General features: G+C 27.5%; 15 protein-coding genes. 5 read left to right on the top strand and 10 right to left on the bottom strand.

The genetic code is table 11. The features are described from left to right. Nucleotides 1–75: 75 nt before the first annotated feature. The 5 genes from BUA90_RS07615 (at nucleotide 76) to BUA90_RS07595 (ending at nucleotide 5,444) form a co-directional block, all read left to right on the top strand. Nucleotides 76–750 (top strand): hypothetical protein, encoded by a 675-nt coding sequence (locus tag BUA90_RS07615; protein WP_120240110.1) that lies wholly within the window; start codon nucleotides 76–78, stop codon nucleotides 748–750. Nucleotides 751–1,180: 430 nt separating this feature from the next. Then, nucleotides 1,181–1,735, top strand: a complete 555-nt coding sequence (locus BUA90_RS07610; protein WP_072967245.1) for a copper amine oxidase N-terminal domain-containing protein — start codon at nucleotides 1,181–1,183, stop codon at nucleotides 1,733–1,735. A gap of 21 nt (nucleotides 1,736–1,756) precedes the next feature. Beyond that, nucleotides 1,757–2,848, top strand: a complete 1,092-nt coding sequence (locus tag BUA90_RS07605; RefSeq protein WP_072967243.1) for a GerAB/ArcD/ProY family transporter — start codon at nucleotides 1,757–1,759, stop codon at nucleotides 2,846–2,848. Beyond that, nucleotides 2,832–3,980, top strand: coding sequence for a Ger(x)C family spore germination protein (locus BUA90_RS07600; protein WP_072967241.1), 1,149 nt, complete (start codon nucleotides 2,832–2,834; stop codon nucleotides 3,978–3,980). Before BUA90_RS07605 ends, BUA90_RS07600 begins: the two co-directional genes overlap by 17 nt. Nucleotides 3,981–3,989: 9 nt before the next feature. Continuing rightward, complete coding sequence (locus BUA90_RS07595) at nucleotides 3,990–5,444, top strand: spore germination protein (protein WP_072967239.1); 1,455 nt, start codon at nucleotides 3,990–3,992, stop codon at nucleotides 5,442–5,444. A 14-nt stretch (nucleotides 5,445–5,458) separates the two neighbouring features. On the opposite strand, the gene BUA90_RS07590 is transcribed toward BUA90_RS07595, so the two are convergent. The 10 genes from BUA90_RS07590 to BUA90_RS07545 form a co-directional block, all read right to left on the bottom strand. After that, nucleotides 5,459–6,277 (bottom strand): HAD family hydrolase, encoded by an 819-nt coding sequence (locus tag BUA90_RS07590; RefSeq protein WP_072967237.1) that lies wholly within the window; start codon nucleotides 6,275–6,277, stop codon nucleotides 5,459–5,461. A 1-nt stretch (nucleotide 6,278) separates the two neighbouring features. Further along, a complete protein-coding gene (locus tag BUA90_RS07585) occupies nucleotides 6,279–7,406 on the bottom strand; it encodes a cysteine protease StiP family protein (protein ID WP_094756798.1) in 1,128 nt (375 codons plus the stop codon). Between the two features lie 15 nt (nucleotides 7,407–7,421). Continuing rightward, a complete protein-coding gene (locus BUA90_RS07580) occupies nucleotides 7,422–8,654 on the bottom strand; it encodes a phosphoribosyltransferase family protein (RefSeq protein WP_094756797.1) in 1,233 nt (410 codons plus the stop codon). 203 nt (nucleotides 8,655–8,857) lie between these two features. Then, nucleotides 8,858–10,033 carry an HpcH/HpaI aldolase/citrate lyase family protein gene (locus BUA90_RS07575; protein ID WP_072967233.1) on the bottom strand — a complete coding sequence of 392 codons (1,176 nt, stop codon included), beginning with the start codon at nucleotides 10,031–10,033 and terminating at the stop codon, nucleotides 8,858–8,860. A 57-nt stretch (nucleotides 10,034–10,090) separates the two neighbouring features. Then, nucleotides 10,091–10,696, bottom strand: coding sequence for a TerD family protein (locus BUA90_RS07570; RefSeq protein ID WP_072967231.1), 606 nt, complete (start codon nucleotides 10,694–10,696; stop codon nucleotides 10,091–10,093). Nucleotides 10,697–10,725: 29 nt separating this feature from the next. Next, nucleotides 10,726–11,313: a TerD family protein gene (locus BUA90_RS07565; RefSeq protein WP_072967229.1), complete on the bottom strand. Its 588-nt coding sequence runs from the start codon at nucleotides 11,311–11,313 to the stop codon at nucleotides 10,726–10,728. 139 nt (nucleotides 11,314–11,452) lie between these two features. Further along, nucleotides 11,453–12,031, bottom strand: a complete 579-nt coding sequence (locus BUA90_RS07560) for a TerD family protein (RefSeq protein WP_072967227.1) — start codon at nucleotides 12,029–12,031, stop codon at nucleotides 11,453–11,455. A 65-nt stretch (nucleotides 12,032–12,096) separates the two neighbouring features. Further along, nucleotides 12,097–12,906 (bottom strand): TerD family protein, encoded by an 810-nt coding sequence (locus tag BUA90_RS07555; protein WP_094756796.1) that lies wholly within the window; start codon nucleotides 12,904–12,906, stop codon nucleotides 12,097–12,099. 25 nt (nucleotides 12,907–12,931) lie between these two features. Beyond that, the gene (locus tag BUA90_RS07550) at nucleotides 12,932–13,594 is read right to left on the bottom strand and encodes an AIM24 family protein (RefSeq protein WP_072967225.1); all 663 of its coding nucleotides are present in this window, start codon (nucleotides 13,592–13,594) and stop codon (nucleotides 12,932–12,934) included. 112 nt (nucleotides 13,595–13,706) lie between these two features. Beyond that, nucleotides 13,707–14,765, bottom strand: coding sequence for a sodium:calcium antiporter (locus BUA90_RS07545; RefSeq protein ID WP_072967222.1), 1,059 nt, complete (start codon nucleotides 14,763–14,765; stop codon nucleotides 13,707–13,709). Nucleotides 14,766–15,118: the final 353 nt, after the last annotated feature.

Here is a 15,118-nt window from a genome sequence, read left to right as displayed (position 1 = left end):
TTAATCCTAAAAATTGAATATAATTACATTATCATTTAACTGATATATTTAATTTGAAAATTAGGAGTGAATAAAATGAACAACAGTAAACGCGTCATGATTTTTACAATAGCTCTCATGTCGGTAATTATTTTACTTCCTTTTATTTTAACATTTACATATACAAATAAAACAGCCTATTTACAAATTAGATATTCAAATATTTTATTTTTTTCATTTGTAATAATCTTTTCACTTGTACAATCTTTAGTAAGAATTTTTATAACATCAAAATACTATATAAAAGATAAAATCCTATTTTCTTTAAAACTGTCACCATCTAAACTATACAACAGATTGGTTTTTTATTTCCAATTAATTGCCATGTCTATTATTCCACTTATAAAAAATAACTCTTTTAATAATTTTTCATTTTCATTATTGATATTTAATTTTACTATATGGATTACAATAATTGAATTATTTTTATATATAAGCTATAAATATACAAAAGTTTACTTTATGACTGATGGAATACTAATTAGAGGCTTAGACTTAAGAATGGATTTACCTATAAATGATGACATACGAAGTCATTCTGGCTTTTATCCATATTTTGATATTGAAAATTTCACGATAAAAAATAACATTTTAAAATTACAAATATACGGAAATAGAGGATATATTGAAGTAATTATTCCTTCTGATAAAATTAAACACATTAAAACATATCTTGAATCAAAAAAAATTTACTGCAAAAATGCTCATTAATTATTTTTTGAAAATTATTAATTTTACATTTTCACTACTTTCTTTTCTACTTCATATATGATAAAATTTAATTAATAATAAAAGAATTTTGCTATCAATTATAATATAAAATTTAGGCTATTTGCCAATAGACTAATAAAAAAATATTCTTATTTTAAGGAGTGTGATTTTTTTATATGTCTAGTGACAGGCCCGTCGTCGTCTCGCCTAAAATAAAAAACTTTTTAGCATGTTTGATAGTTTTAATAGCTACTTATTTATTTCAATCTATAACTTCATCTATTTTTACTATAGGATTTAATGTGTTTAATTAATTTTTCAGTGAAATTTTTTAAGGTGACTTTTTCGTCATCTTTTTTTTTGTATATTTTTTATAAATCTTGCCTATACTCCAGATAAAAATAATTTATATAGGGGGTATAGTTTTATAATGAAAGTCAAATTTAAAATAATGATAATTTATTTATTAATTTCAATCTTTATTATATCTTCGATTTCAAGTTTTGCAGTAGATAAATGTGATGAAATACAAGTATTCTTTAAAAACATAACTTTTAAACTAAATAACAAAAATATTAAATTATCAGAAAAACCTTTCATATATAAAAATAGAATTTTTGTCCCTTTAAGATTTATTTCTGAAAAATTAGGCTTCAAAGTATATTGGAATAATAAAAAAAATATTATTTCTATTTCTACAATTGAAGATTTTCCAGAAGCAGATTATATTAACGGAGAAAAATTTATATATGGTGAAATACTTAAAATTGACAGAAAAAATAAAAAGTTAAATATTTATCAGCATATAGATGACAATTCTGCTTCCACTGAATCCAATTTAAAAATTAGTAACGATATAAAAATAATTTTCCAAAGAAATGATAAAAAAATGAACCTAGACTTTAAAGACTTAAAAATTGGAGATAATGTAGGCATTATTTTAAATAAAGAAGGTCTTATAAGAGGAATAATAGTAGGTAGTTAAAATAAAACGGATGTGATAAATATGAATCAATCTCTTACAAGTAGACAAATTGCATTTTTAATATTCGGAGCCCTAGTAGGATATGGAATATTAGTTCTTCCTAAAGTAATTGCAGAAAATTCCGGTACAGGCGGATGGCTGTCTTTAATTTTTTCGACATTAATAGCTATGTTTTTTGTATACATAATTATAACCCTAAATTGTCATCATGAAAATAAGACAATATATGAGTACAGCTATCTATTAACAGGTAAATTTATAGGAAAAATCATAATTTTTATTTATATAGTTTACTTTTTCACAGTAACAGTTGCCGAAATCAGAATAACTTGCGAAGAAATAAAATTGGCTATTCTACCTAGAACTCCTATTTTAGCAACTAGCTTACTTTTTGTTCTAACTTTATACTACATTTTAGTTAAAGGACTTAAAGTCATAGGAAGAATTTGTGTGTTATACGGTGTAATAACTATTTTACTCATACTTTTAATTCAATTTTTTATGCTTGGAAAAGGAGAATTAATAAACTTAAAACCTTTTATAGAAACAAATAAAATGATAGATTACATTAAATCTACATCAAAAATAACACTTTCTTTTCTAGGTATTGAAATTCTCGTTATAGTACCACTACATCCTAAAAACAAAAAAACAGTTTTAAAATATTCTATTTTTATGATTTTATTTATCGGTCTTCTATATATATTGATATTTGAATCCTGCATATCTGTCATGTCAGTAGAAGGAATTATTCGATATAAAGACGCTTTACTTGCAACTATAAGAAGAATAGATATAGAATTTCTTCAATTTTTTAGAAGACTTGACGGTACTTTCCTGATAAGTTGGATAATGGCTATTTTCTGTACTATATCAGTTTTCTCTTACGGATTTGTATTTTTTCTCAGTAAATGTTTTAAAAAAATAAGCTTTAACAAACTTGCATTTATTTCAATGGCAATAGTTTATATTTCCGTTCAAATACCTTCAACAAGAGAACAAGTTGAACTAATATTTGAAGATTTATCTGTTTTAGGTATTATTGTATCTGCTGTAATTCCAACAATATTACTTATAATTACAAAGGTGAAAAAAAATGCTCAAAAAATATAAATCTATTATTTTATTAATAATCTTTTCAATATTATTAACAGGTTGCTGGGATTTTGAAGATATAAGTCGAAGAAGCATATTATTGTCCATAGGAGTAGATAAAATTGAAAATAAAATAGAATTTATAACTGAAATAGCTAGTCTAACTTCCCTACTAGCAAGTGGAAAAGAAGATAAAACTCAAACAACAAATGTATACATAACTTCTTCAAAAGGCAAAGACTTTGAAGAAGCAAGACTTTACCTTAATCGAGCCATACCCTTTCCTCTATTTTTAGGAGCTACTAGAGTTGTTATATTCAGCAAAAACCTTGCAAAAGAAGGAATAGAACCATATCTAAACAGAATAGATAATATATACGATTACAGAAAAACGCTTCTACCTGTTGTCAGTCATGATGCACCTAAAGATTTATATAAATTAAAAATTATTAAAGATATTTCCGTAGGCTTCTTAATCGAAGACATCATTTATCATTTGAAGAAAAATGGAATGGCGCTATATCCAAATGTCGGTGAAGTACTTTCAAATATAGCCTTTGGAAAAATAGGTTTTCTACTTCCATACATTGGTGTAAATAAAAATACTATCGAATATCTTGGACTTGCAGTCTTTAAAAATGCTAAATTTATAGGTGTAATATCTATTGAAAAAACTGATGGAGTTTTATATCTTTTATCTAAATATCCTACTTTTGTAGAATCAATTGTATCTCCAGATGAACATAAAAACAATAAATTTTCTTTTAAAGTTAAGATAAAAAAGAGAAAATTCAAAACAAATTATTCTAAAGAAAATAAACAAATAGTCATAGATGTAGATTTAAATTTAATAGCTGAATTAAGATATAGATACTATATCCAAGATTTTTCAAAAAAATATGCTCAAACATTGGAAAAAGAAATTTCCAAAAAAGTAAAAAATGAAATAAAAGAAGTTATTGAAATGTCTCAAAAAGATTTTAAATGCGATATTTTTTCTTTTGCTAAATATTTTAAAGCTCAGCATCCGAAAATTTATGAATCAATTGATTGGGAAAAAAACTATCCAGAAATAAAATTCAATATAAATGTCAAAACGAAAATTATCAACTTAGGTTCTATTGAAAAAGAAATAAAGAAAAAAATCTAGGTGGTAAACATGAAAAAAAATCAAGAAAAAATTAATCTCTACAAAAAATTTGCAAATAAAATCAAAGAGTTTAACAATCCTCATCTAGGTATTACTATTAGAAGATTAATAATTAATAAAAAAGATATATACATTCTTTTTATACCTCAAATAACTGATAAAAATAAAATATCTAATGATATAATTAAACCTTTGATAAATCATAATGAAAAAACAAAATTAAACATAGAAAAAATGTCAAACTCTTTAATTTACTGTGAAGATATTTTTATAGATCAAGACGAAAATAAAATTATGTATTATATCTTAAAAGGTTATTCAGTTATTTTCATAACTGGAGAAAAAAAATACATTGTAGCAAATACTACAAAAATTGAAAAAAGAACAACATCTACTCCCGAACTTGAAAGTCCCCTGAAAGCTCCCAGAGATTCTTTTACTGAAAATTTTGATTCAAATTTATCTCTAATACGCTACAGAATAAAAGACCCTTCATTAAAAATTGAACACTTTACTTTAGGAAAGAGAACGAAAACTAGTGTTGCAATGATTTATTTAGATGATGTTGCAAATCCCAAATACGTAAATGAAATAAGAAGTAGAATAACTAAAATTAATGTAGATGGAATTTTAGAATCAGGTTATATCCATAAATTTATCCGCAATAATGCATTCGATCTATTTCCACAAGCTGGAATAGCTGAAAGGTCAGATTCGGCTTGTACTAACATACTTGAAGGAAAAATTTGTATTATCGTAGAAGGCAGCAACTTAGCTCTTATAGTTCCAAAAATTTTTATTGAATTTTTAGATAGTGCAGATGATTATTATGGTAATTTATATCTGGCTATATTTGCAAAATTTCTAAGAATTATTGCATTACTTATTGCTCTAACATCTTCATCACTTTATATCGCACTTGTAAGTTTTCATCCAGACATATTACCTCCAAAATATATACTAATGCTGGCATCATTTAGAGAAACTGTTCCATTTAACTCTTTTCTTGAAGCCTTAGTAATGGAAATTATATCTGAACTGTTAAGAGAAGCAAGTATAATTTTACCTAAACAAATAGGTCCTGCAATAGGTATAGTTGGAACTATAGTTATTGGCCAAGCTGCTGTAGGTGCTGGACTTGTAAGCCCTCTTTTAGTTATTGTCATAGCTCTATCAACTATGTGTTCATTTGTTGCCCCAGACTACACCATTATGAGCCCTATAAGAATAATAAAATTCTTTTTACTTTTCATAACCGGCATTTTTGGACTATTGGGATTTACGCTAGGATTAACATGCATAGTCATTAATATAATATCTCAAACATCTTTTGGTATACCATATTGTTCTCCTTTTACTCCATTTAACTTTAAAGATTTCAAAAATTATTTTCTAAGTGATATTACCCTTTCAAAAAAACGACCTAAATTTTTAATTCCTAAAGATACTAGAAGAAGTAAATAGCTGGAGTAGAGATTTTAAATCTTCGCTCCAGCTAATAAATTTTGCATCACTTTTTCAACTATTTCATGTGAAGCCACAAAACCTATATTTTCAGTAAAAATAAATTCATGCTTTACTTTTTCTCTATAAGTATTATAAAGTTCTCCATGTCTTGGCGAAATAAAATAATCTGCTATTTCTGCCATATCTAAATCTAATATAGAATCTCCAGCTGCGATAATAATCTCTCTTCCCTCCTTTTCTGATATATAAGAAAGAGATTCTCTTTTATTTACACAATTTGGTATAAAATAAAGCTTTCGTCCATGCAATACACTTCTCCAATTTTTATTTCTTAACCACTTTACAAAATCATTTAATTCATTCATAGCCATCTTTTCTCTATCAATAATATAATACAAAAATAAATCGTCTGCTTTTCTTGATTTCAAAATCCATCTATCAGATGCAATCTCTTTAAATTTATTTATAACCTCATCAATACTCAAACATTCATGTTTTATTTTATTTTTAATCTTTTTGTTCCAATTTACATCTAATCTGCCATCTTTTAATATATTACCACCATTAGTTACTATGGCATATTGGGGCTTAATTAAATTCTTAAAAACATCTATTCTTTCATATTGTTCAATAGTCCTAGTAGTAACTGGAATAAAAAGTACATTTTCACTTATACTTTTTAATTTACTTATAACTTTTTCACTCATATAAGATATAATTTTACCTTCTTTATATTCTACTGGCCTTATTTTTATTGATTTTTCAGCAAATCCTACTATAAATTTTTCCGAATAAATCAACGTTCTATCTAAATCACTTGCAAATATCATTCTATTCTCTCCTCAAATTTTTTATTATGCCACAGCAATTATAAGCCTTTAAAGGATAGACTTCAACAGGTACGTTCCTTTCTTTTGCCAAAAGCAAAATATGCTCTAAATTTTTACTGTCTTTTCTTATAAGTATTTTCCACGGAATTCTCCTCAAAAGAACTCTCGTAGTTTCTCCAATTCCGGGCTTTACAAAATTTATATTTTCTATATTAAAATCTCTCTGTATTTTTTCGACATCTTTAAGCCCCAACCAAGTTGGAGTACTATCTTTATTTAATATTTCTTTTAAATTTTCTTCAATATCTTTTAAAACATATTTAAATTTAGATGAAATAGTATCTACATAAAAATTTGACAAATCTTCATCTATTAATTCTTTATAAAATTTGGCACCATGAAAATCATCTTCTTTAATTAAATCCTCTCTATGAACTGTTCTACTCACAAGACCTGAAACTGTTGAGTTTAAACATGCACTAGGGATTAAAAAATCTTCTCTTGTTCCAAAAGTACTCACACAATATCCCGGGTCTGCTAAAACAGCTAAATCATCATTTAATTCAACTGTCCACTTCTTTTTAAAATCTTTACAAGCCATTTGAAGAACCTTTGTAATAGCTCCTTTGCCTGTCCATCCATCTATAAATTGTATTTCTTTACCTGGATGATTTAAAAGAATATATTTTATTGCACTTTCATCTATTCCCTTTCCTCTAATTATAGAAATACTGTAATGAGGTAAATCTAATTTATATTTATACTTTATATACCTCTTTATTAAAATTCCAATAGGCGTTCCCGCTCTAGCTAATGAAGCTAAAACTATATCCTTTCCCCTTTTTTTTAAAATCAACTCTCCAACTACTCCAACAGCTGTAGCAATCTTTTTATCATATTTTTTTAAAGATTCATAAAAAAGTTTTATATATTCTTCAGAAGGTCTATATTCAATAGGCAGCATTTCTGAATAATGAACTCCAGATTGTATTGCCTTTTCTCTCTCGTCATTATCTTTTTCTTCTATCATATCACTTATATCTTTTAAAAGAAAGATTACATCATTTTTTGAATAACTTCCCATAATATCAGGTTCTCTTAATGAAAATTTCTTTAAACTACTCGTCATTTCAATACTCTCCTTCTAATTTCTAGTACACATAACTACAAAAATCTTTCTAACACCTAATCTCTTTAACTGCTTTAAAATAGAATTGAGTTTATCTTTTTCTATATATCTCTCTAAAAATAAAAAAATCTCATCGTAATATCTATATGGAGCATTGTAAAAATAATTTTTAAGTTTTTCATTATTTGGACTTACAAATGAAAAAGCATTTTTTGCTCCATATTCACTCTCATCATATGGATATATAGGACTTCGAGTTGTAGATTGATAATAAACATCTTCACCAATATAAGCAGAAATCATCATAGGTATATACATAAATTCTTCTGTACCCATACACAAAATTTTTTTACCATTACAAATATTTCTCAAAAATAATCCTGCTTCCTCTATTTTATTATCTATTTTTCTTTGTAAATCTAGAGTTATTCCAAATCTACCGGTCCATTTTAAATAACTTTCATCATTGTATCTGTAAATTTCATCAAAATAAGAATCTAAATATATATATTCTACTTCTGTTTTTTCTATATTATCTATCTGGTTTTCTTCTTTTCTTTCAACACTTTTTATAGGCTGTCCAATAATCTCTATATTACCTGAAATAAGAGAAATTACTTTTATATTTACCCCTAACATATCCTCAATACTTTTAAATCTTTTCTTATCTTCATCACTTCGCCAATCTAAAATAGTAACTACATAATAATTTTTTCTCGGATAATCTTTATGAATTGATTTTATTATATTTAAAATAGTTTTTCCGGTTGTAATCTCATCATCTACAAATACTATAGGACAATTAGATTTAAAAAAGGAAAAATCTAAAGGATATACTCGATGGGAAGTAGCATGGGAATGTTCTTCTTCAAATTTAATAATATTATCAAAATCATCTATTATTTCTCTAGTAGTATGTATATAATATCCATTTCCCTCAAAACTAGCAAATACTGAATGACCTAAAGCAGTAGCTGTTTCTGCAAATCCAATGAACAAAGTTTTTTCTGGGAGTTTAAAAAGATTTCTCTTTATTTTCTTATAATTTTTTTCTGCATTTTCTCCAGTTTTCAAAGAATAAATTATATCTTTCATTTCAGGTAAACATATATCATATACCTCTTCTAAATATCTTGCAGCTAGACTCATACCACCAAGTAAAGATATATATGGATTTACTGGAATATGCTTACCTAAAATTTTACTTATAAATAAAAAACTTCTCTTTGGATTTATTCTTGCCGCCATTTTAAATAATTTTTCTTGAGGAATATCATAGGGATTTTCTTTTATCTTTACTTTAACTTTTATTTTATCTAAAAGATTATACTCTTTTTCTTCTATGTATTTCAGTCTAATTTCCTCCCTTCCTTTTCAACACTTCTACTTATTGAATTTTAACTAATAAATGTTTGACTTCACAATACAACAAAAATATTAAAATCTGTAGTCTATTTTATCAAACTAGTAAAATCTTGATTCTTATTATAAACTCCATATATCTTTGCTCTCTGCAAAATTTTCTCTGCCCAATTTTTATGAGGCTTTACTTCATTCATCTTGTTAGAGTAACTACTTTTGAAAACTCCTATTTCTCCATTATTATTATCTAAAATACTTATTGCATCTATATATTCTTCATGACTTACAGCATATAGAGAATTTACAGGTAAAATATGACTTGGATGAATAACTGTTTTTCCTATAAGTCCATTTGCTCTATCTAAAAGCACTTCATTAATAAGTCCATCAATATATTGATTTAATAACTTCGTACGTATTAATAATCCAGTTTTTCCATACTTTTGTGCAAATGGAGTAACTCTGAGCTTAGGTTTTAAAATTCTATCTCCACTTGAAAAATACTCCCATACAGGTCCAGATAAAACATAATCTCTATCTACTCTACAAAAAAAGTTTATAATATCTGTTATACAGTCTCTTATTACATGTATATCATAAACAGTAGTATCACAACTTCTTCTAATTCCAAATAAACTGGAAAAATCTGTAGCACCAATCCTTATATTTAAAACCAAATCATTATTTTCCTGTAAAATTTCATTAATTTTATATAATGTTTCTCTTCTAAGTTCTATATAAATTATATCTTCAGTTTCTAATATAGGCATTCCATATAATGTCTTTTTTAATTTTTGATTTATTTTTTTCAATTCATCAAAATATTTTTTTCCGTTTTTACAGGAAAATTTAGAAAAACAAAATCCAGTAAGCAACTTTAATAAACTCCCGCATTTATTAAAAAGTCTTAAAATTTGTTCTGAATTTCGCACCCTTACAAATATAAAAGGCACATCTTGATACTCTACTTCTCCATTTTCAATAGCTGTTTTTATTTTCTTTAAATTTTCTAAAAGAGCATTTTCTGCTTTTTCAATTTCTCTATCTCCAATTGCATCTTCAAGACATAAAACCATAGAAGTTAAACCAACATGTTTCTTTTTAATTATATCTTCTGCAATTTTTCGCTTTGTAGCAGGCATATACAAAGTAGCTCCTAATGCTCTAGCAATTACTTCTCTACTGCTGTCTCTATCAATAAATTCAGGCTGTTTAAAAAATATTTCTTTACTCTGCTCCTCATTTAAAAAATTAAAATGTTTCATAAATTCACAACCTCTTTGCTTAAAATTTATATAGGAGATGAATAATCTCATCTCCCTTTACGCAAACCTTTGAACTATATCCTTTAATGAAGTATCATTTGTTCCTTCACCGATAGCTGCAAATTTCCATTCATTATTGTGCCTATAAATTTCACCAACAAATAGTGCTGTTCTTCCACTGTATTGTTCAGTTAAATTGAACCTTACCAGTTCCTGATTGTTTGCCATATTTACAATACGTATAAATGCATTTTGTATCATTCCAAAATCCTGTTTGCGTCTTACACAATCATAAATATTTACTACAAAAACAAGTTTTTGAATATTTGCAGGAACTTTGTTTAAATCTATCATTATCTGTTCGTCATCTCCTTCGCCTTCTCCTGTAAGATTATCTCCCATATGACGAACACTTCCACATTTACTTGTCAAATTTCCAAAGTAAATTATATCATTCTTATCTTTTATCTTATCATTTGCATCTAGCATAAGTACTGAAGCATCACAGTCTATATCTGGAGCACCCCCACCAAACAAAGCTCCCAATAATCCACCGCTTCCTTTTTTAACTGGGTCCCATCCCAATCCTACCATTATTTTTGATAAACCTTGATTATCTTTTGTCAAACTTATTCTCTGACCTTTTTTTAAATTAATGCTCATAATAATTCCCCTTTCATCTTATCTGAATATTATTCTGATTCAGCATCTAAACCGTAATTTTTACAAAGAGCTGCCAATCCACCTTGAAATCCACTTCCAACTGCACTAAATCTCCATTCTCCCTTATAACGATATAATTCACAAACTACAAGAGCTGTTTCAACTGAAAATTCTTCAGTTAAATCATATCGTAGTATTTCTCTACCTGTCTCCTCATCTACTACTCTTACAAATGCATTTGATACCTGTCCGAAATTTTGTCCCCTTTTAACAGCATCATATATAGTAACTGTTATAGCTATCTTATGCACATTTTCAGGCACTTTTGAAAAGTCTATAAGTATCTGCTCATCATCTCCTTCGCCTTCTCCAGTTCTATTATCTCCAGTATGTATAACTGAACCACTTGAATGTTCTAAATTATTATAGAATATAAAGTCCTGTTCGCTTCTGACTCTACCATTTTCCCCACACAAAAATGCAGAAGCGTCAAGGTCAAAATCAAATCCTCCTGAATACTTATTTGTATCCCAACCTAATCCAATTATAACCTTTTTAAGTCCCGGATTATCTTTAGTCAAATCAACTTTTTGCCCTTTTTTTAAAACTATTGTCATATTTAATAACCCCTTTCATAAAACATAAAATATAATTTAGTTATATACTTCTAAAATTTAAATATATAAAATTTTAGCTTAACAATAAGAGTTAAGAACTCTGTTCTTAACTCTTATTGCCTAAAAATTTTAAAACAGACTATATATTTATTCCAAAGTTTCTACAAAGAGCTGCTAAACCACCTTCAAAACCACTTCCAACTGCACTAAATTTCCACTCTCCATTATGTCTATACAGCTCTCCAACTACTATAGCAGTTTCTATACTGAAATCTTCACTTAAATCATATCTGATTAATTCTTCATTTGTTTCTTCATTAAAAATTCTAATAAAGGCATTTGATACCTGTCCAAAGTTTTGATTTCTTGCCTGTGCTTCATGAATTGTTACAGTAAATGCAATCTTTTGATAATCAGCAGGTACTTTACTCAAATCAATTTTTATCTGTTCATCATCTCCTTCACCTTCTCCAGTAAGGTTATCTCCAAGATGAACAACAGCTCCTGATTTATGATTCAAATTATTATAAAATACAAAATCCTCATCTGATAATACTTTTCCATTTTCTCCTAATAAAAATGCAGCTGCATCTAAATCGAAATCATGTCCTCCATCATATTTATTTGTATCCCATCCTAGTCCAACTACTACTTTAGTAAGTCCCGGATTTGTCTTTGTCAAATCAACTTTTTGTCCTTTTTTTAAACTAACAGCCATAATATTACCTCCCAAATTAATACTTTTTATTTTATTTTTTTACAAAATAAACCAAATTAACAAGTTTACTCTGTTTCTATACCATAATTATCACACAATGCCTTCAATCCACCTTTAAAACCTCTTCCTACTGCATTAATTTTCCATTCATCTTTATATCTATATATCTCTGCTACAACTATTGCAGTTTCAATTGACAACTGCTCATCAAATCTATATGTTAATATTTCAGTTTTATTTTCTCCATCTATAACTTTAAAATATCCATCTGAAACTAAATTGAAATTTTGATTTCTTTCATCTGCCTGATCTATTGTCACAGTAAATGCAAGTTTTTGTATATGCGAAGGTATCTTATTCAAATCTAACTGTACCATCTCATCAAATCCCTCTAATAATCCAGTACTGTGGTCTGCTTTAAGGACTACACCTCCACATCTGCTTTTTAAATTATTATAGAATATAAAATCCTTTTCTTCTGTTTTATTATTTAAATTAACCATAAATATTGATGTATCGAGTTCTAATGGATATTGAGTTGTATTTTTCAAATTCCATTCTAATGCAACTAGTAACTTAGATAAATTAGGAATTTTTTGAGTAAGGCTTATTTTCTGCCCACTTCTTAACTTTATACCTTTACTTTTGTCAATATTAACTTCCTTTTTAACTTTTTTAGGTACAGCAGTTTGATAATTAAAACCTGTTTGTTTTTTTACATCATCATAAATATTTGGCTTTATACCATCTATAAACTTTATATTTGGATTTCGTCTTGTTTTTATGCCTACATCTATTGTAACTTTTGAATTTTTGTACTTACCTTCTTTAAATGGAAAGCCATCTCTTTTTCCCACATCAATTTTAATTGCCATTTATTTCAATCCTTTCAAATGGTCATTAATCTATACCTATATCTAAACCTGAAATTCTCTCAGAAGGTTGAATTATAACTATTTCACCCGGCTGTGTAAATTCAAAACAATAAGACTCTCCTGATGACTGGCCTATAAAAGTTTTCCAATTCACATCAAATTTAAACTGAGGGTCTGGTCCGGTCCAACAAACTACAGCATCAGGGTCTACTACACATGGCGTTTCAAGAACTATCGGGTTGCCTTCTGTCGTAATAACTACCTGAGGATTTTTACCTATCGCAGTTAAATTAGTAGTAAACAATCCCTTTTGAGATACAACTCCCACACCTATGAAACGAACACCATACTTACAATCTTCCGTAAATGCTAAGAGATTTTCACTTTCTACACCTATACTTTGTCCCGGCTCTAGTGTTATTACACTTATATGACGAGCCCTATTTGCCATATAATACGTTCCGCTACCACTAACCCTCATAAGCGGTATATTTTCACCCGTCAATTTTCTAGATGCCAAATTCATTACTGACCTAAGTAATCCCTGATTTCTACTGTTTGGGTCTAAAAGCACTTTTTCTGAAGTAAAATTTCCCTTATATGCTACCATAGCTCCAACTCTACAATAAAATTGACCACTTCCTTCAGCTATACAAGTTAGCTCTTGATAAACACTAAAATTAAACATTTTACCCCTCTTTTCTTTTAATAGTTCCTAACTACATGTTCCACATTCCAAGTTGTTAGTTAAAATCTCCAGTGCCTTTTAAAAATTCTTACTTTTTAATCATTTTAATTCTTTAAGCAAATAAATTTAATGCAACTCCTATAACATAGCCTAAAAATAAGATATAAATTCCAAGCATAATATATGCATCTTTTTTAGTAACTCCTTTTTCTTTTAGTAATAATAGTGCTGTCGTAAACATTGAAACTATTAAAAATATAAACGAACCTATATTTTGTCCAAAATTGGCAGGTATAGTTTTTCCTGCAATAATCATAGGCAATCCTAAACATACGCATATATCAAATATATTTGAACCTACAGCGTTTGAAATAGCCCCTTCAGCATCACCCATCCTTGACGATTTAACTGACAAAAGTGTATCTGGTATTGAAGTACAAGCTGCAATAATTATTACAGAAACTACATACTGAGGAATATTGAGAGTTGAAGATATAACTATCGCAGACTGAATAATGGCATCTATACTAATCCAAATAAAAAATATACTTATAGCAATCCACAGTACAATTGCACCATAACCCATATCTACTTCTACATCTTCTTCCTCTTCTTCTTCTAAAAATTCTTCTAATTCTCTTTTTTCCTTACTTATTTCATTTTGTGTAAGCTCTCTTCTATAACTTTGAGTATTTCTGTAGAGAACACTTATGTAAAAAACATATATTACCACAAGTACAACACCTGTAAAAGGTGTATATTTTCCTAAATAAGTAAACAATGCAAGTGCACCAATAGCTATTGTATAAAAAATCATATCTCTATATATTACTTTCTTTTCCACCTTTAGCAATAAATCTTTTCCTTTAAATGCAAAAATACTTGCCATAGGAATAAGTAAAATATTAAAGATACCTGAACCCGCTATTGTTGGCACACCTACATCAGCAAATCTTTTATAAATTAAAACTGCTATCATAGCTGTAGTAAACTCTGGAAATGATGAACTTATAGCATCAAATGTTGCTCCACGAACAGATGTAGGAATTCTAAGTTTTATTCCTAGTACATGCAGTACATCGCCTAACTTGTCGGAAGCTTTACTAACAACCCATGACATAAATATTAGTACAACCACTGCTAAACCAAAATTATTGATCCAACTAAACACTGCAATTCCTCCTATATAATTTTATTTTTTACAACACAGCAACAACGATATAACATACTTATTCTATAATATGCAAAAAAATCCTTCTATAAAAAACTTTTTTAACCTCATCTTTAACTTAAAATTTTATTAAATTTATTACAGGCATATTACATAATAATTCAGCTTCAAATTTCATGTTCTAAATTTCAAATATTAACTTCAACTTTAATATTTTTTAATTTTTAACTGATACTATATGCATATTTTCTTTTTTCTTAAAGTTTGATACTGTTTATCAATATATATGATATACTAATAATTATAATATACTGTAAATTTAAAACCTTTAAACTCTTTTGAAGGGAGGCATT

It is taken from the genome of Caminicella sporogenes DSM 14501 (assembly GCF_900142285.1).
Classification (GTDB): domain Bacteria; phylum Bacillota; class Clostridia; order Peptostreptococcales; family Caminicellaceae; genus Caminicella; species Caminicella sporogenes.
Note: the sequence above shows the minus strand (reverse complement) of the source record. Positions and strands in the feature narration are given on the sequence as shown.